Annotated in this window: 15 protein-coding genes and 3 pseudogenes; 4 read left to right on the top strand and 14 right to left on the bottom strand. The window is 55.2% G+C overall.

Translation table 11 applies throughout. From position 1 onward, the window contains the following. Positions 1–21: 21 nt before the first annotated feature. From groES to MKZ35_RS21625, 14 genes and pseudogenes are all read right to left on the bottom strand, one after another. A complete protein-coding gene (gene groES / locus MKZ35_RS21690) occupies positions 22–312 on the bottom strand; it encodes a co-chaperone GroES (RefSeq protein ID WP_166072468.1) in 291 nt (96 codons plus the stop codon). A gap of 250 nt (positions 313–562) precedes the next feature. Further along, complete coding sequence (gene secG / locus MKZ35_RS21685) at positions 563–997, bottom strand: preprotein translocase subunit SecG (RefSeq protein WP_482515298.1); 435 nt, start codon at positions 995–997, stop codon at positions 563–565. Next, positions 998–2443 (bottom strand): hypothetical protein, encoded by a 1446-nt coding sequence (locus tag MKZ35_RS21680; RefSeq protein WP_482515297.1) that lies wholly within the window; start codon positions 2441–2443, stop codon positions 998–1000. It abuts the gene before it with no gap. A 170-nt stretch (positions 2444–2613) separates the two neighbouring features. Beyond that, the gene (locus MKZ35_RS21675; protein ID WP_482515296.1) at positions 2614–3147 is read right to left on the bottom strand and encodes an LptE family protein; all 534 of its coding nucleotides are present in this window, start codon (positions 3145–3147) and stop codon (positions 2614–2616) included. After that, positions 3128–4465, bottom strand: a complete 1338-nt coding sequence (locus MKZ35_RS21670) for a sigma-54 interaction domain-containing protein (protein WP_482515323.1) — start codon at positions 4463–4465, stop codon at positions 3128–3130. The genes MKZ35_RS21675 and MKZ35_RS21670 overlap by 20 nt, the downstream gene beginning before the upstream one ends. Positions 4466–4510: 45 nt before the next feature. Continuing rightward, the gene (locus MKZ35_RS21665; protein WP_482515295.1) at positions 4511–4744 is read right to left on the bottom strand and encodes a type II toxin-antitoxin system HicB family antitoxin; all 234 of its coding nucleotides are present in this window, start codon (positions 4742–4744) and stop codon (positions 4511–4513) included. A gap of 98 nt (positions 4745–4842) precedes the next feature. After that, a complete protein-coding gene (locus tag MKZ35_RS21660; protein WP_482515294.1) occupies positions 4843–5148 on the bottom strand; it encodes a hypothetical protein in 306 nt (101 codons plus the stop codon). A 21-nt stretch (positions 5149–5169) separates the two neighbouring features. After that, complete coding sequence (miaB, locus tag MKZ35_RS21655; RefSeq protein WP_482515293.1) at positions 5170–6618, bottom strand: tRNA (N6-isopentenyl adenosine(37)-C2)-methylthiotransferase MiaB; 1449 nt, start codon at positions 6616–6618, stop codon at positions 5170–5172. 150 nt (positions 6619–6768) lie between these two features. Next, complete coding sequence (locus MKZ35_RS21650; protein WP_482515292.1) at positions 6769–7749, bottom strand: anthranilate synthase component I family protein; 981 nt, start codon at positions 7747–7749, stop codon at positions 6769–6771. Continuing rightward, positions 7718–8041 carry a hypothetical protein gene (locus MKZ35_RS21645; protein ID WP_482515291.1) on the bottom strand — a complete coding sequence of 108 codons (324 nt, stop codon included), beginning with the start codon at positions 8039–8041 and terminating at the stop codon, positions 7718–7720. The genes MKZ35_RS21650 and MKZ35_RS21645 overlap by 32 nt, the downstream gene beginning before the upstream one ends. Before the next feature lie 34 nt (positions 8042–8075). Further along, a complete protein-coding gene (locus tag MKZ35_RS21640) occupies positions 8076–9194 on the bottom strand; it encodes a tetratricopeptide repeat protein (protein WP_482515290.1) in 1119 nt (372 codons plus the stop codon). Positions 9195–9659: 465 nt separating this feature from the next. Beyond that, a pseudogene (locus MKZ35_RS21635) lies at positions 9660–10408 on the bottom strand (zinc ribbon domain-containing protein). Next, positions 10398–11497, bottom strand: a pseudogene (locus MKZ35_RS21630) (Nif3-like dinuclear metal center hexameric protein). The pseudogenes MKZ35_RS21635 and MKZ35_RS21630 overlap by 11 nt, the downstream one beginning before the upstream one ends. 170 nt (positions 11498–11667) lie before the next feature. Further along, positions 11668–12351 (bottom strand): uracil-DNA glycosylase family protein, encoded by a 684-nt coding sequence (locus MKZ35_RS21625; RefSeq protein WP_482515289.1) that lies wholly within the window; start codon positions 12349–12351, stop codon positions 11668–11670. A gap of 106 nt (positions 12352–12457) precedes the next feature. Between MKZ35_RS21625 and MKZ35_RS21620 the strand changes: the two genes are divergently transcribed. The 4 genes and pseudogenes from MKZ35_RS21620 to MKZ35_RS21605 all read left to right on the top strand — a co-directional run bounded on the left by MKZ35_RS21620 (position 12458) and on the right by MKZ35_RS21605 (position 16573). Continuing rightward, positions 12458–12802, top strand: a complete 345-nt coding sequence (locus MKZ35_RS21620; protein ID WP_482515288.1) for a tetraacyldisaccharide 4'-kinase — start codon at positions 12458–12460, stop codon at positions 12800–12802. Further along, entirely contained in the window at positions 12793–13512 is a 720-nt protein-coding gene (locus tag MKZ35_RS21615; RefSeq protein WP_482515322.1) for a tetraacyldisaccharide 4'-kinase, read from the top strand. Before MKZ35_RS21620 ends, MKZ35_RS21615 begins: the two co-directional genes overlap by 10 nt. Positions 13513–13647: 135 nt before the next feature. Continuing rightward, positions 13648–15513: a putative porin gene (locus MKZ35_RS21610; RefSeq protein ID WP_482515287.1), complete on the top strand. Its 1866-nt coding sequence runs from the start codon at positions 13648–13650 to the stop codon at positions 15511–15513. Between the two features lie 47 nt (positions 15514–15560). Next, a pseudogene (locus MKZ35_RS21605) lies at positions 15561–16573 on the top strand (IS701 family transposase). The last annotated feature ends 59 nt before the right edge of the window (positions 16574–16632 follow it).

Here is a 16632-nt window from a genome sequence, read left to right as displayed (position 1 = left end):
TCAGGAAAAGAAACGGAAACCCTACAGAACGGCGAAAATATCAGACTCACGCATGATGAGGTAGTCTTCCCCATCGACGGTGATTTCAGTGCCGGCGTACTTACCATAGAGTACTTGGTCGCCTACTTTTACCTGGGGGGCAATGAGGGTACCACTATCGGCTACTTTGCCTTCGCCTATGGCCACTACTTCGCCGCGCTGGGGCTTTTCCTTGGCCGTATCGGGGATGATGATGCCCGACTTGGTTTTTTCCTCGGCGGCGGCTGGCGCGATAATTACGCGGTCGGCCAGCGGTTTCATGCTAAGTGACATATTGTACGTTTTGGTTGAAAGATGTTGAGTAAATAAACCCGTGCGCCGTTCCCGGCACTTCTTATGCCAGCCCACTCAAACCTGACATAATGGTCATTAAAGTGAACTTTTTTAGGCTGTATATTAAGACTCAGCTGCCAAACGTGTCAGGTTCGCCAGAACCTGACACGTTTGGCATGCCATTAAAAAACCGATGGCTTCCTGCTTGGAAACCATCGGTAATACTGTTGAAGGCAAGGTCAATGAAGTTTTACTGACCGCCTGTTGTCGGTGCTGCTGACGGAGCCGGAACTGGAGCAGGCTGTTGATCGGGGACTGTTGCTGCCCGCTCATTAGGAGTAGCCGTGCCGGAAGCTGCTGGAGCAGTAGCACGAGGAGCAGTGGGAGCAGGAGTGGCAGGGAGCTGCGTTTGCAGGGCACGCTCCTGGTTAATACTGCGGGCTGGGCCATCGCTGCCGCTGCCAATAATCATGTGGGTACCCAAGGTCAGAACCATCAATCCCAGGGCGAAGCCCCAGGTCAGGCGCTCCAACAGGTCGCCGGTACGCTTTACACCCATCAGGTTGGCCGCGCCGCCCGAACCAAACTGGTTCGACAGGCCACCACCTTTCGGATTTTGAGCCAATACAACGAGGGCTAGGAGCAAGCAAACGAAAATAATCAGGGCAATCAGGGCAATATACATTTACTCGAAGGTTTGCAATTGTTGGATTTGGTCGGCAAAATACGCCTTTTTTTCCGGCTGACGCACTATCAGCCGCTCATATATTTCGATAGCCTTAGCAACTTTGCCCTGCCGAGCCAGGATGCGGGCCAAGCTTTCGGAAGCCAATCCTGGCTCGGATACCGTGCTGCGCACCGACAAATCGGCCTGCGCTTCAGTAGTGGGCGGCAGGGGTAAAGGTGCTCTAAAGCGAGGCTTACTGCGCAAAAACTTATCAATTAAGTCAATGCTAGTCGGTACAGGCAGCGGAACCGGCTGGTGCTGCTTTAAGTGCTGAAGCAGCAAGGCATCAGGCTCGAAAAAGGCGCTGGGGGGCAAATCCAGGCTGTACTCGTCGTGCGCTTGCAGGCAGAAACCCAGCCGGCTACCCAGACCCGTTGCGTAGCCAACTTCTTCATCCGCCCAGAACGGAGGGATAACAACAGGATATTTAGCTGCCGTCTTCTCGACCTCCAATAAATTGTACATTGGAATGGGCAGCGTTTGCGCCAAGCCAAACTCGAAACGGGAGGAGCCAACTTCAGCCGGAGGACGGATGGGCGGTGGCGCCAGCGGCAATTCCTCCTCCGCCAGCTCTGGCGTTGCTTCTAGTTCGTTAACTGTGAGTGAGCCTTCCATATCCGATGGCGAAACAACTGGCTCCTCAACAGACTCCACTACGTCAGATTCTTGGTGCGCTAAAGTTATTGCATCAGCTTCAACCTCGACGCTCTGCTCTGATGACTCTTCCTCAACCGTTGAGTCTGCATCTACGGTAGGCTCAGAAAGCTCCCCCGGCAGTTGGTCATCAACTTCAGATAACGGGTCCAATTGTGCATTTGCCTCTGTACTTGCTTGCACCAGCGTCTCTGACGTGTTGTCAAGCAGTACTGCTTCCGAGAAAGGAGCCTCGGTCGTTGCCTCTTCTGCCTCTGATACATCTGGTTCTACTTCAGTAACAGCAGATGTATAACTCTTATTATCAGCCTCCTCAGTAGTATAATCGATGTCAAAGGACTGATTACCCAGTGAGACAATTTTGTGGCTATCGGTAGTGGCAGCAGCTTGTAATGACTCTGGTCCGGCAGCAATTGGATCTACTGGAGGCTGAGCCGTGATTGCAAGTAGAGCCACAGGTGCGGCTTCTAGCTGCTCCTCCTCAGCTGGTGCCGACGCTTTGGCGGGCGGCAGCGGTGCGGGCAGCTCAATGAGGGCGCGCAGCTGCTCTCGGTCTACCGCGTAGGTGGCGGCGCGACGCAGACGCTGAGCGGCGAGCATGCTGCCCCGATCATGTGCAGCTTTTGCCAGCAGTAAATGAGCCGTCTGACAGTAAGGAAAAGTAGCCGCCAACTGCTCCAACTCCTGAACTTCCGTCTCCGAAATGCCCCCCAAATTGTCCAGAAGATGCAGCAGCGAGGCGCGGGTCATGATGTACGGTACTAATTATAAGTTGGCTGAAAACTGATGCTCAGCTTAAAGATGGCTGCAATTACGAAATGCACCTGACGAAACCAGACTTTTTCGAGCCGACAACAATACGGCAATTTATTTACTAAACAGGTGCAGTAGTGTAGCCGGCAAGCCCAATACTAGAGTAATTACCAGTTGGCTACCGATTTATTAAAAACGTCGGTGATGATGTTATTGGTGATGACGCGGACGCGCGGGTCGTTATTGATAGTGGTGATATCTGTAGTGGCCGAGAAGCTGTCGCTGCTTTGGAAGGTCTGCTCTATGTCCTGCAAAGGGTCTTTGGTATTCACAAACTTCACCTGCACCTGAATAGTCAGCCGGTTTTGGCCGGCCTGGTCAATGTTGCCTTCGCGCTGAATGGCAGCCGGAGCGAAATCGTAAGCTGTAATGGCACCTTCAAATTGTAGGTCGCCATCGCGGGGCACGAGCTTAAGCGTCGTATTACGCTGAAAATAGTCCTTGAAATCTTCTGTAAACCGCTGAGCCAGAAAGGATGGACCATTGCTGGCGTTGTTCTGAAACGTTGCTATGGAGATGGTTTTTACTTCGGGGTCGATGTTAGTGCCCGTGAACGAATACACGCTGCAACCAGCCAGTAGAAATAGAAAAAAGCCCCCCAATAGCCAGCCAGTCAGTCGATTAGAGCTGCTCCAGATCATATTGCTTGAGTTTGCGGTACAAGGTGCGCTCCGAAATACCCAGGTCGTGAGCGGCGTATTTGCGCTTGTTGTGGTGCTTTTTAAGCGCTTTCATAATCATCTCCTTCTCCTTCGCCTCCAGCGACAAGGTTTCTTCCTCCGTTTCGTGCGGAATATCTTCTACCCGCTGGGCCTCATCATCGTAGCTCATTTCCTCGTCGCTGTCATTCAGATCACTAACGGGGCGCGGGGTAATAAAGTACTCACCGGCGCCATCAGTGGCCGCAGGCCGATTGAGGCGGCCGCCTTCATAAGCGGAAGCTACGTTTAGGTTGTTAAAAAGATGGCTGTTCTGCCGTAGCAGCTCCTGCGCCTCGGCGGGGCGCTGCCCGGCGGCCAGGTCCAGAACCAGTTTCTTCAGGTCGGTCATATCGCGGCGCATATCAAACAGCACTTTGTAAAGCAGGTCGCGCTCCGAGTAATTGTTATTGGCACCCGAGCCGTCGGGGTTAGCAGCGTTAAGCAGCATGGGCAGGCGGCTGCTCTGATCGGCGGGCAAATACTGCCGTAGGCGGGCGGCATCCAACTCACGCTCCATTTCCAGTACTGACATTTGCTCCGCAATATTCTTCAGCTGCCGGATATTGCCTGGAAACCGAAAGCGCTGTAAATCAGCTACTGCGTCAGGAGTCAGGCTAATTGGCTTTACGCGGTAGCGCTCGGCAAAGTCAGTTGCAAACTTTCTGAATAATAGATAGATATCATCGCCGCGTTCACGCAGTGGTGGAACCGTGATAGGTACCGTATTCAGGCGATAGTAGAGGTCTTCACGAAAGCGGCCTTCGCGCACAGCGTCCAGCAGATTCACGTTGCTAGCTGCCACTACACGCACATCCGTCTTCTGCACTTTGCTGGCCCCTACCCGAATGAACTCGCCGTTTTCGAGTACGCGCAGCAAGCGAGCTTGTGTACCAAGTGGCATTTCCCCGATTTCATCCAGAAACATAGTGCCCCCATTCGTTACTTCAAAGTAACCCTTGCGCGCCTCATTGGCCCCCGTAAAGGAGCCTTTCTCGTGGCCAAATAGCTCGGAGTCAATAGTGCCTTCAGGAATGGCGCCGCAGTTGATGGCAATAAATTGCCCATGCTTGCGGGGTGAGAGGGCATGAATAATTTTGGAGAAGGATTCCTTACCTGAGCCGCTTTCCCCCGAAATAAGCACGGTCATGTCGGTGGGCGCCACTTGGGCGGCCACTTGAATGGCGTAGTTCAGCGCCGGCGCGTTGCCGATGATGCCAAACCGTTGTTTGATAGATTGTATTTCGCTGGGAGTCAAAATCAGTAGATGGGTTTCGTTAGAAGACGAAAATCGCGGGCCTTTACTTTACACGTACAGCAAACGAGGACGTGGAGCCGGAATTGGACGGTTGAGTTCGCGCGCTGTTTCCAGCCATTCTTCAATAACTACAGTTGCGTTTGCCAGAGCTTCGGCTTGTGTTGCGCCGTCGGCCATGCAGCCGGGCAGATCGGGCACCTCTACAAGGAAGGCCGCATCCTCGCTGCTCCAAAAAAGAACGATAGGATAATGGGCTGCGACGCTTAAATCATCAGTTTTCATTTGAAAAAGGCGTTTGCGGGTTAAGAGGCGGACTGGTTGGAGTCGGGCCGCTTATCAATTGATAACGAGTCAATAACTCACGTACCTGCTCTGTACTATCAGTAGAACCATTGGTTACGCTGTAAAACAGTGCCAGGCCACTTGTCAACTATTGAACAAAATAAATGGCATTGCTCTTCTGAGCCAGATATATGTAGATCAAATTCTTCTGGAAGCCAAACGTCAGTAAAGCCGATAAGCTTTAGTTTTCCTACGGCAGTATTTTCATCATAAAAGGAAAACATGGTTGTTCCGATCGAACTTTCATGTCCTTGCCCTTTTGTTATACTTATCTCCAATCTAGCTTCTAAAGCAGTTAGAAGCATTTGCAGATTATGATCTAGTGTGACAGAACAAGAGGTCATCGAACTAAAATCAGCAAATAGCTACACTGCGTTGCCAAACAGCGTACTGGCCGTACAATCATGTACTAATACATTCACATAATCACCTTTCTGAAACCCTTCTTTCGGGAAAATAACGACCTTATTTTGGTCATTGCGCCCGCTCAGAAACTCATCCGAGCGCTTGGAGAAGTTCTCGACCAGCACCCGGTGTACCTGCCCGATGGCGCGTTGGTTGCGGATGAGATTGTGCTTTTGCTGCACGGCGATTACCTCCGCCAGGCGGCGCTTCTTTATGTCCAGCGGCACATCGTCTTCCAACTTGCGAGCGGCGAGGGTGCCGGGGCGCTCCGAGTAGAAGAACATATAGGCCATGTCGTACTGCACCTGCTCCATCAGGTTCAGTGTATCCTGGTGCTCCTCCTCGGTTTCGGAGCAGAAGCCCGAAATCATATCGGTGCTGATGGCGCAGTCGTCGCCCAGGATGCGGCGGATGGCCTGTACCCGATCTTCGTACCAAGCGCGGTCGTAAGTACGGTTCATCAGCTTGAGCACCCGCGAGTTACCGCTCTGGGCGGGCAAGTGAATATAGTTGCAGATGTTGTCGTGGCGGGCCATGGTGTGCAGCACCTCGTCGGTAATGTCTTTGGGGTGAGACGTGGAAAAGCGCACCCGAAGCGCGGGGCTGAGCAACGCCACGCGCTCCAGAAGCTGGGCAAAGTTCACCTGCTCCAAGCCATCTTCCGAAGCCCATTTGTAGCTGTCTACGTTCTGGCCTAGCATGGTAACTTCCTTATAGCCAGCGGCTATCAAGTCGCGGCACTCCTGCACGATGCTGTGCGCGTCGCGGCTACGCTCGCGGCCACGGGTGAAGGGCACCACGCAGAACGAGCACATATTGTCGCAGCCGCGCATGATGCTCACGAAGGCTGATACGCCGTTGGAATTAAGGCGTACCGGCGTGATATCGGCATAGGTTTCCTCGCGGGAGAGCAGCACGTTCACCGCTTTTTGCCCCCCATCTACTTCCTGAATCAGGCGGGGCAGGTCGCGGTAAGCGTCGGGACCAACCACTAGGTCCACAATCTTTTCTTCTTCTAAGAACTTGGTTTTCAGGCGCTCAGCCATGCAGCCCAGCACACCTACCAACAGGCCAGGGTTGCGCTTTTTGTGGCCGTTGATCTGGGAAAGCCGCATACGCACCGTTTGCTCGGCTTTCTCCCGAATAGAGCAGGTGTTAAGCAGCACTAAATCAGCGCCTTCCAGCTGTTCGGTGGTATCAAAACCTTCCTGAAACAGGATGGAGGACACTATTTCGGAGTCAGAGAAATTCATCTGACAGCCATAGCTTTCAATATAAAGCTTGCGCTGCCGCCCGGTGCTGGTAGCGGCGCTAACCCGAACCTCGCCACTTGGGGTGTGTGGGCGATCAGCAGAAGCAGTGGGGGCCGGAGTATCTAGAAAGTCGAGGGTAAGAATGGGCTGCGACATAGCGGTCAAACACGAATAGGGAGGGCAAAGGTAGGCCTTTTAGGCTTAAAATGACAGAATGGCAGAGATTACAATAGGTAAGATTTGGGCTCTTGTGCAAAGCACGTTTGCTCAAAAACGAGCTAATGTATCTTCTCGTGTATCTGGCCATCAAACAACCTTAGCACCCAAAACCTCTAACATCGCTTTTGCCTTTAATAAGCACTCTTCATATTCAAGCTCCGGGACAGAATCGTAGGTGATGGCAGAGCCGACCTGAAAGGATAGGTAGCCCGTGGCGGCGTTGAATTGCAGGCTGCGAATGACCACGTTAAAGTCGAAGTCGCCGGAGGGCCAGATGACGCCGAGGCTGCCGCTATAAAGGCCCCGACGGCTATGCTCATACTGCTCAATGAGTTGCATGGCCCTGATCTTGGGTGCGCCCGTCATGGAGCCCATGGGAAAGGTAGCGCGCAGCGTGTCCACTAAGTCACATTCGGGCCGACGCCGGGCCTGTACGGTCGAGATCATCTGCCAGACGTGGCGGAAGCTGTAAAGGCCGAATAGTTCGGGAACCTGCACCGAACCAGTGACAGCCACGCGGGCGAGGTCATTGCGCACCAGGTCCACAATCATCAGATTTTCAGCTTGTTCCTTCTCGTTTCGGCGCAATTTCTGGCGCAGTTCCTTATCTTCCTCAGCTGTCAGGCCGCGGCGGATCGTGCCCTTAATAGGCTGGGAAAGAAGGACATCGTGTTGCTGGCGCAGAAATCGCTCGGGCGACGCGCATAGTAAGTACCGATCCTGCCATTTATAAAACCCGGCGAAAGGGCTAGGCGACGCTGCATTAAGCTGCAGGAAGGTAGAAACGGGCTCTATATCAACTTGCTCTGCATAAAACTCCTGACATAGATTTAGCTCGTAAACCTCTCCATTAAGAATATCTTCCCTAATCGATTCTATGGCCGCGAGGTATGAAGTCTTGGGCATCCGGGCCCGCATCTGAGGCACAGAAACTGTAGCAGGAGCTGGTACTAGAGTCACTAAAATCTCCTCTAAAATGCCCCCCAGACCGTGAATCTCTACCGAATCTGAGTGCCAGATCAGCCAGCTTTCAGGCTCAAAAATGCAGATCAGGGAAAGATAATCCATCGAAATGACGGCTGTTGAGGTCTTCTACTTGATTCTTTAGTTCATAGCTCAAAATGCCGCAACGAGGGACATTGGTAGGTTGCTTTAACCATGCTCTCAAATCATTCAGAGTGCTAAGGGCCGGCGCAGTAGCAGCACGCACACCCAGCAGACGAGAAAAAGCCCCCTGCGGATAGGGCAGGTCATTGGATTCGTAATAGGCGCAGTACGTAAAGCGGGCAGCCCAATGCAAGGCTTTGGCCCGAAACTCAGCGGGCGTGATGGATAAGCTGGACAGCGGAATGATTAACACGGAGCAAAAGTAATGGTCGTGAAGGCTTGCGGCCTTAGTCAAGCTCGACCAGAGCCACTTTTGCCTTCATATCCGTGCTGTTTTTGTACTCGTGCTTAGGGTACTGAAGCACCTGCCGAAAGTACTTTCGGGCTAAGTCGTCCTGACCTGATGCTTGGTACAAATAGCCTAGCTGTAAGGCGGCTTGGGGGGCAAAATAGTAGGGTGCTTGGCCTTTTGCCAGGGCGATGGTGCGGGCGTAGAAATGCCGAGCCGAATCCAGCTGGTTGAGGCCATGATAGGCGCGGGCGCGGCGGTAAGGCGCTTCCAATTGGTCGCGCAGGGTACTTCTGCTGGTAGCACCAAACGTATTTAGCGTGGCGAGAGCCTCCTGATAATAGCCGCCGTCGAGCTGAAGCCGGGCACGGGTCAGGATGGGATGCAGGGGACTTTTTCCCTCGAAAAAACGCTGAGCATAGGTGTCTTCCTCTACTACCGTGCGACCTCCGGCAGCTATCTGCTGGCGATACTGGCCAGCCGCGGTGGGCTTGCCATTGAGCCAGGCGGCCAGATAAAGCTTGAAAGCCGCCGCTTTCCGGTAGTGCTGCCCGCGGTACATCTGTAAAAACGCTAGGTTTTCGCGCTCGGAAGCGGCAAACTGACCCTGATAAAGCAGCAGATCGGCCGCCATATGGTGCAGATAGGCCACTGGCAAATAGCTCGGGCCAGTGGGGCGCGCCTGGAAAGCAGTCAGGGCACGGTCGGTGCGGTGCAGCTTCTTATTCTGGCTGATAACCAGGAAGGTAAGGAGTAAATTATCCGGCTGTTGCGCGGCTAAGCGTGTAACTAGTTGAGTCGTTTCGCTGCTTCGCCGATAGTAGGTTTCTTCTACCAGTGCCAGAATAAGCTGGCTTTCCAGCTGAAAATCGTGGGGCCGCTGCGCCGCCGCGCGTAGGTGCTTCAGGCCGGAATCTACGCTGCCACTTAAGCCCAGCAGGCGCAAAAACCAGCGGTAACCCTCCGGCAGGGAGCCGATAGCAAACTCCAACATACCCAATGACTTGCGGGCCGGCAGAAAGGTTGGGTAGCGTTTGGCCACACTCTGCATCTGCTGGTACGCCTGCCGCAGGTTCCAGGCCCCTTGTACCTCGTGCTCGAAGACAACCTGTAGCACCGCCTGATGAAGGCGAATTTCGGCGGCGGAATAGTCGCGCAGAGGACTCTGGGGGCTTTTTCTACTGTTTCCAGGCGCTGGTTCTGCGCTTCCAGCACGGCGGAATGGCGCTTTGCATCCTGGCTGATTAGTATTTCCACCATCTCCATACAATCAGCGACCAGCACGGTGCCGACGCTGTTTGGATCTTCGGTGCGAAGCAGGGCGCGGGCGGCGGGCACGCGCAGCTTTATTACTTCAGCGTAAGCGCGCGCTTGCGAGGGTGTAAGGTCTACTATGGGTTCCCGCAGAGGAGCGCAGAGGGTCACGCAGAGGTTCGCAGTGGAAAACAGCCAGACCAAAAACAGCCTCTGCGTTCCTCTGCGTAGCCCTCTGCGTTCCTCTGCGGGAAATCTCATCTGCATTTAAACAAAAAAGGAACGACGCCGGGCCGTTCCTCTTTTAAATCAACTGGATAAAAGCGAATTAAGCAGCTTTCAAGTCTACATCAGCCAAAACCCGTCCGCAGTGCTCACACACGATGATTTTCTTGTGCGAGATGATGTCGGCCTGGCGCTGGGGGGTACCGTGTTGAAGCAGCCACCGCAGGCATCGCGCTTCACCGTCACCACGGCTAGGCCGTTGCGAACGTTGCCGCGAATACGCGTGTAAGCCATGAGCAAACGCTCCTCGATTGGCTTCACTGCGCCGCCGCGCTCCGTCATGAGTGTTTTCTCGTCGGCTTCGCTTTCACCTACAATGGTTTGCAGCTCGCCCTGTTTGTTCGCCAGGTCTTTGCGGCGCTCATCGAGGCGCTGCTTGGTGCCGGCGATGTCGTTGTTCTTTTGCTCAATCTGGTACTGAGCTTCTTTAATTTTCTTCTCTGAAATCTGAATTTCCAGGCGCTGCAACTCAATTTCCTTGGCAATTGCCTCGTACTCACGGTTGTTACGCACGTTTTGCTGCTGCTCCTCATACTTGCGAATGAGGCCCTCAGCGTCTTTCGCGGCCTGTTTGCGCTGCTTAATCTGGTCGTTGAGGCCCGAGATTTCCTCGTCGAACTTGCCTACACGCACTTCATAGCCAATAATCTCGTCTTCCAAGTCGCGGACTTCCTCGGGCAAGTCGCCGCGCACGCGCCGAATTTCATCGAGCTGCGAGTCAATGCGCTGTAGGTTCAAAAGGGCCTCCAGCTTGTTGGCAACGGGGGTTTCCGCGGTAGGGTTAGAAGTCATAACGGACGGGGTTGGTGAGGGTCTCTGCGATTAAGACCGCAAAAGTACTCGAAAACGTTGAGGTTAGCAATTCCTGAAATAGCTCACTGGTGAATTGTTCGCTCTCAAAATGACCCACATCGCAGAGCAGCAAATCTCCCTCAGGGCCAAAAAACTCATGGTATTTTAAGTCGCCGGTTACGTAGGCGTGGGCACCGGCCGCCCGGGCTCTGTTTAAAGAAAACTGCCAGCGCCCCCGCACAAAGCTACGCGGCGGATAGGCTGATCAAAATCAGTGTGCTTCACGACGGGCACGCCCAGAATAGCGCGTAGCTGCTGCCGAAATGCTGCTGGAGTCAACTCCTGGGGCAACTCGCCAATTATGCCAGCGCCTACATCCTGGTTTTCATTTTCGAGCTTCACTATTTCGTAGGCGACCTCCTCATAAGGGTGAGCCTGCCGGAGCGCCCGCAGCACGGTTTTCTGCCGATGCAGGGGTAGGAGTACTTCCACGCGCTGCTCGACAGTGGTTTCGGACTGGCCCGGTTGCCCTTTAAAAGGCTGGGTAGCAGAACCGGGGGTGAAAGTGCCCACGCCATCGGAGCGAAAGCTGCAGTCCGAATAATTACCAATCTGTCCGGCACCGGCTTGGTAAAGGGCTTGCAAAACCGCGTCGGTATGAGTTGGCGGAACGTAGGCGATAAGCTTGGCCAGATTGCCGCTCGTGGGGGCCAGAATGCGTAGATTCTGCAAGCCCAGCTTTTCACCCAGCTTGCGATTTACGCCGTGACGCACGTTGTCGAGGTTGGTGTGGGCGGCGTAGATGGCAATGTCGTTTTTCAGCGCCTTCAATAAGGTGCGCTCCACTTCGGTAGCGCCGGTCAGGCTTTTCAGGGGACGGAAAATGACCGGATGATGGGCCACCACCACGTTACAGCCCCGTTTTAGGGCTTCATCGAGGACGGCGGGGGTGCAGTCGAGAGCAACCAGGACGCCTGTTATCTCCGCTTGTGGATTACCGCATTGCAGGCCGGCATTGTCATACGATTCCTGGTAGGCGAGGGGCGCCGCCGTTTCGAGGGCGCGGGCAAGGTCAGCAACAGTAGGCATTTTCTTAATCAAGAAATGAAGAGGAGGTGAATAGGGAGAAACGAAAAAAGAACGTCATGCTGGATCTGGCGTCCGCGGAGTCGAAGCATCTCTACTGAGTAGTAGTTTCAACGAAGCGGTAGAGATGCTTCGACTCCGCGGACGCCAGATCCAGCATGAGCGCCATACGTTTAGGCTTTGTTGAGCACATCCGTGAGCACGTCCACGTAGCGTGTTACATGCGCTGCCAAATCGCGCCGTTTGTACTGCATCAGGTAGCGCGGGTGGTCCAGAATATGAATCTGGTCAAACAGCTGGAGCTCCCGGTTCCACCGCGTGAGGTATTCCCCGTTGCGTCGGCCCAGGCAGATGGCTACGTCGCGGCGCAGGCCCACGTCGTGGACTTGGAGCCGCAAAGAAAGGCGGATGGCCGGGTCCAAAGCTGCTGTCAGGGCGGGCGCGTCGTAATAGTTGTAGTTGCGGCCTTCCCGCAATAAGACCAGCGGATAGAGCGAACCCAGAAAAAAGTTGTCGAAGAAAACCTTCGGACCACCCAACGCTCCGATTACTTCGTGCACAAACTGACTCGATGGCTCGCGCTGTTGGGGCAGCTCATTCGGGATTCCGCAGGCCGTTAAAGCCACCGGATCGGTGAAAGCTACGCCGGTGCGGCCGTTGCCCAGGCGGCCCGGATTTATGCCCAGCAGCGCTACCCGAGGATGATTATCGGCGTAGTAGCGAGCGGCAAATTGAGTGAGCAGAGCCTGGGGAGTTTCCTCCAAGTAAGGGCTGTAAGCCACTACGCTGTCAGGCAGCGTTTCAGGTAGGGGGAAACTGGTCAGAAAGTGCAGGAGGCGGGTGCCGAAGGTGGACATAGGAGCAGGGAAGTCGTCTGTGCATACGTGCGACTACGCGTAAACAGTAAAAGTGGCGTACTCTGCATTTCCGCGTACTTTTGCCCCCCAAGCCCTATTATTTCATATGCCTTCTTTCCTGGTCTTGCTGCTGCTCCCGTTCGCCTGGCTTTACGCCGGGGTTATGGCAGTGCGCAACTGGTTGTATGAGAAGGGTTTGAAGTTATCATACGCTTTTAAAACTCCGGTAATAAGCATCGGTAACCTGCGCGTGGGCGGCACCGGCAAAACGCCCCATGTGGCCTGGCTGGTAGCAGAGCTGCGGGCCCAGGGGGCAAAGCCAGCCATTCTGAGCCGGGGCTACGGACGCAGTACCAAGGGCTTCCGCTTAGCCGATGCCGCTGCCACCGCCGCTACCATCGGCGACGAGCCGTTGCAGCATTATCAGGACTTTGGGGGCAAATCCCGGTAGCGGTAGCCGAGGATCGGCGGGCGGGCCTGACGCAGCTGCTGGCAGCACGCGCTGACCTGACGACCGTTGTGCTGGATGATGCCTACCAGCACCGCCGCGTGCGCCCGGCGCTGAGTATTCTGCTTACCGAGCGGCAGCGCCCGTTTTACACCGATTATGTACTGCCCGCTGGTCGTCTGCGCGAAAGCCGCGCCGGAGCCCGTCGCGCCGATTTGGTGATAGTCACGAAGTGCAATGAGAGGCTAACTCCGGGCCAGCGCGAGGAAATAACCCACCAGATTCGACACTATGCGCGGCCCGGTGTGCCGGTTCTTTTCTCAACGTATGCCTACGGCGAGCCCGTGGCGGTGAGTGGCCCAAAAATGCTCCCCGGCACCGATATCGTGCTGCTGACGGGCATTGCGCAGCCCGAACCGCTGCGGACGTATCTGACGGCGGGCGGCTACCGTATCAGGCACCACGCCAGCTTCGGCGACCACCACGCTTTCACGGCGGCTGATGTGGCTGCGATAGCTGCACAATTACAACCCGGTCAATGCGTTTTTACTACCCAAAAGGATGCCGTGCGCCTGCTTGAGCCTAGCTTGCGGGCGATTGTAGCGCGGCTGCCGGTCTTTTACATCCCGATTACCGTGCAATTTCTGGCCGATGATGCCGACCGCCTGCGGCAATTGCTTTCTCCCTACTTTCAGCCCCAAGCTGTTGTCTGACTTTTCGTTGTTTTCGCTTTTCTCTACGCCTGTGCTCAACCGTTTGGCACTTGTTCGTACGCTGCTTACTGGCCGGCCTCTACGCTGGCTCATGGGGCTAATACTACTGCTGGGGGGCTTTTTAACTCATTTACCGTGCAGGCGCAGGTTGTCGACGACACTACCAAAGTACTCTACGGTGCCAAAACCACCCTCGTCATTCGGGAGGCCGACGTGCTGCGCGACAAGCACGAAGGCCGCATGGTGGACACTACCCTGGTTGGGATGCAGCAGGCCCGCAACTGGTACCACGACAGCACTTTTCAGCAGGACCTGGGCAACGGCGGCACGGCCTCGCGCCGCTTGCTTTGGGAGCCGAATACCCAGTTGGGTGCGCGTCTGGGCCGTACTGTATTTGATAAGTACATGCGCAACTCGGCTACTATTCCGTACTATGATACCCGCTCGCCCTACACGTTTTTCCGCTTTGTGCAGGGCGGTACCGGCGAGCAGGTATTTGAGGTATCGTACAGCCGCAGCATCAAGCGCACCGCCAACGTGGGCTTTGCCTACGAGCGGTTTTCCTCGAATAAAATCTTTACGGACGTAGGTTCGGAGGGCCTGACCCGGCACTCGGGCGTGCTCTTCTTTGTGCGCTATCAAACCACTGACGACCGGTATCACCTGCTGTTCAATGTGAATACCGCCCGCCATGAAGCCATTGAGCAGGGCGGTATTGTACCTCAGCCCGATGATATCAGGGATGATAACCGCATTCTGACTGAGAACCTTTTCGAGTACGAGGACGAGCGGGTATGGCTGACGCAGGCCAGAAACCGCGACGACCGCGACCGCATCCATCTGGCCCAAACCTACCGCCTGCTGGGTAAAGGACTCACGGCCTTTCATGTGATGGATATAAGTCGCCAAACCAACCGCTACAACGACGACGCCATTCCGCGCGGCACCACTGAGGCGCTCTACTACCCACGCACCCGTCTGAGCCCCAATGTAACAAATGACCGGGCCACGTTCGAGCAAGCGGAAAATAGCGTAGGCGTACTGGGGGCTACGAAGCTGGTGGAATACCGGCTGTACGGTCGCCACCGCCTGGCGCGCTTGTCTAACAGCAGCCGGATTGAGGAAACGGTACTGGAAGACAATGTGCCTATACGCACCTACAACCAGATATTTGTAGGGGGCAATGCGGCCTTCCGCTACCGTATATTCGGCATTGAAGCCGCTGGGGAAGCCAAGATTCCGGATATTACAAAGCCAGGCCCAGCACGCGGGACACTTGAGTATTGGGGAAAAGCAGCCGCGCGTACCGGCCCGCTTACGGCGGAATTTTTTAGCACTTCCTATGCCCCAACGCTTACGGAGCGCGAATTCAGCGGCAACCATTACGAGTGGAACAACTATGATGACTTCGAAAACACCTTTGTCAACCAGCTCACCGGTCGCCTCGACCAGACCTTAGGCAAGCAGCGCCTGCAAGCCTCAGTGGCGGTGGCCAACATTTCGAGCCTTATTTACTATAACGAGCAAGCCCAGCCAGATCAGCTTTCCGAACAGCGTCAGTTGGTTATTGTGGGGGTACGGCACCGCTTTCAGGTAGGCAACTTTTTCGCTGATAATCAGGGTACCTACACGCTGGGCGGCGACCAGGAAGGATTGCGTATCCCCAGTCTGGTGGCCAATGCGAAGGTGTACTACCAGGGCTATATCTTCAAAAAGGCCCTGTTTGGTCAGATCGGCACGGAGTATTACTACCAGTCGCGCTTTCGGGCCTACGATTATAGCCCCAGCACCCAGCAGTTTTTCGTGCAGGATCGGTTCACTATCCGGCGCTATTCCCTGCTCGACGCCTTTGTAAGCTTTGATATTCGCACGGTGTCGGTATTCCTGAAAATGGCTTACCTGAACCAGGGCCTGCACCGCAACGGTTATTTCACCACTCCCTATTACACTGGGCTGCCCCGCCGCTTTGAAGTGGGCCTGAAGTGGCAGTTTTTTGATTAAAGTAGGACTTACGCACTTAGTAGTAACTTGAGAAAAAGCCTGGCTTTATGGTGACGCAAGCGACTTACATCGAGTACCTGCTTAGTACGCCCCGCAATTATACGTGTACGCACTTGGCCGAGCACCTGTCGCAGGTGAGCCACGATCAAGTGAACCGATTTCTGCGCCGCAGCTCGTTTTCGCCCACGCAGTTGCGCGAGTTGGTCTTGCCCTTGCTCCACGACTCGCCGGAGGCCTTTTTGCTGGTCGATGATAGCGTGCAGGACAAGCGCTACAGTCGCTTCATTGAAGTAGCCAAACGCCAGTATTCGGGCAACGAACATGGCCTGGTCACCGGCATCTGCCTGGTTAACCTGGTCCACAGCAGCGGACAGGCCGGGGATTTTCTGCCCCTGGACTACCGCGTCTATGCCCCGGAGCTGGATGGCCTGACCAAAAACGAGCATTTCCAGGCCATGTTCGCCCACGTCGTGGCGGAAAATAAAATTCAGGCCCGCACGCTCCTGTTCGATGCCTGGTACAGCGGCAGCGACAACCTGAAGCTGATTCAGCGGGCCGGTTGGACGTTTTTCACGACCCTGAAAAGCAACCGGTTAGTGAGTGCCAGCAAAGAGGGGGCTACCAGTCCCTGGCCGACGTAGCCCCGCCGCCGGGTGGGTGGAGCACCGGCTTGGAAGTACGCTTGCAGAAGGTGCCGTTTGCGGTGCGCTTGTTCCGGCTGGTCGCCCCAAACGGCGACATTGAATGGGTCGTGACCAACAACTTCGCCTTTACGCTTACCCAACCGCTGGTCGAGGCCACCACCCGCACCCGCTGGCAGGTGGAAGAGTTTCACCGCAGCTTCAAGCAGCTGACCGGGGCCGAGAAATGCCAGTGCCGCCGTGCCCAGGCCCAGCGCAACCATCTGGCCTGCTGCTACCTGGCGTGGGTGTCCCTGCGCGAGTTTGCCCGATCAACGGCCCAAACGATTTATCAGGCCCACCAGCACCAATGGGCTCCCTACTTGAGCCAGCTGCTCGCCAAGCCCCTCATTCCTGCCCTGCTCCCCGCAAGTGCGTAAGTCCTATAAAGATAAGAACGTCATGCTGAATCTGGCGTCCGCTTGTCGAAGCATCTCGC

The sequence above is a fragment of the Hymenobacter sp. R533113 genome (assembly GCF_056835965.1).
Note: the sequence above shows the minus strand (reverse complement) of the source record. Positions and strands in the feature narration are given on the sequence as shown.

What these genes read in the sequence shown, in the direction of transcription:
- MKZ35_RS21660 (WP_482515294.1), bottom strand. Translation starts at nt 5,148, where the DNA reads ATGACCTCTTGTTCTGTCACACTAGATCATAATCTGCAAATGCTTCTA.
- miaB (WP_482515293.1), bottom strand. Translation starts at nt 6,618, where the DNA reads ATGTCGCAGCCCATTCTTACCCTCGACTTTCTAGATACTCCGGCCCCC.
- MKZ35_RS21665 (WP_482515295.1), bottom strand. Translation starts at nt 4,744, where the DNA reads ATGAAAACTGATGATTTAAGCGTCGCAGCCCATTATCCTATCGTTCTT.
- MKZ35_RS21650 (WP_482515292.1), bottom strand. Translation starts at nt 7,749, where the DNA reads ATGGATTATCTTTCCCTGATCTGCATTTTTGAGCCTGAAAGCTGGCTG.
- MKZ35_RS21620 (WP_482515288.1), top strand. Translation starts at nt 12,458, where the DNA reads ATGCCTTCTTTCCTGGTCTTGCTGCTGCTCCCGTTCGCCTGGCTTTAC.
- MKZ35_RS21625 (WP_482515289.1), bottom strand. Translation starts at nt 12,351, where the DNA reads ATGTCCACCTTCGGCACCCGCCTCCTGCACTTTCTGACCAGTTTCCCC.
- MKZ35_RS21680 (WP_482515297.1), bottom strand. Translation starts at nt 2,443, where the DNA reads ATGACCCGCGCCTCGCTGCTGCATCTTCTGGACAATTTGGGGGGCATT.
- MKZ35_RS21675 (WP_482515296.1), bottom strand. Translation starts at nt 3,147, where the DNA reads ATGATCTGGAGCAGCTCTAATCGACTGACTGGCTGGCTATTGGGGGGC.
- secG (WP_482515298.1), bottom strand. Translation starts at nt 997, where the DNA reads ATGTATATTGCCCTGATTGCCCTGATTATTTTCGTTTGCTTGCTCCTA.
- groES (WP_166072468.1), bottom strand. Translation starts at nt 312, where the DNA reads ATGTCACTTAGCATGAAACCGCTGGCCGACCGCGTAATTATCGCGCCA.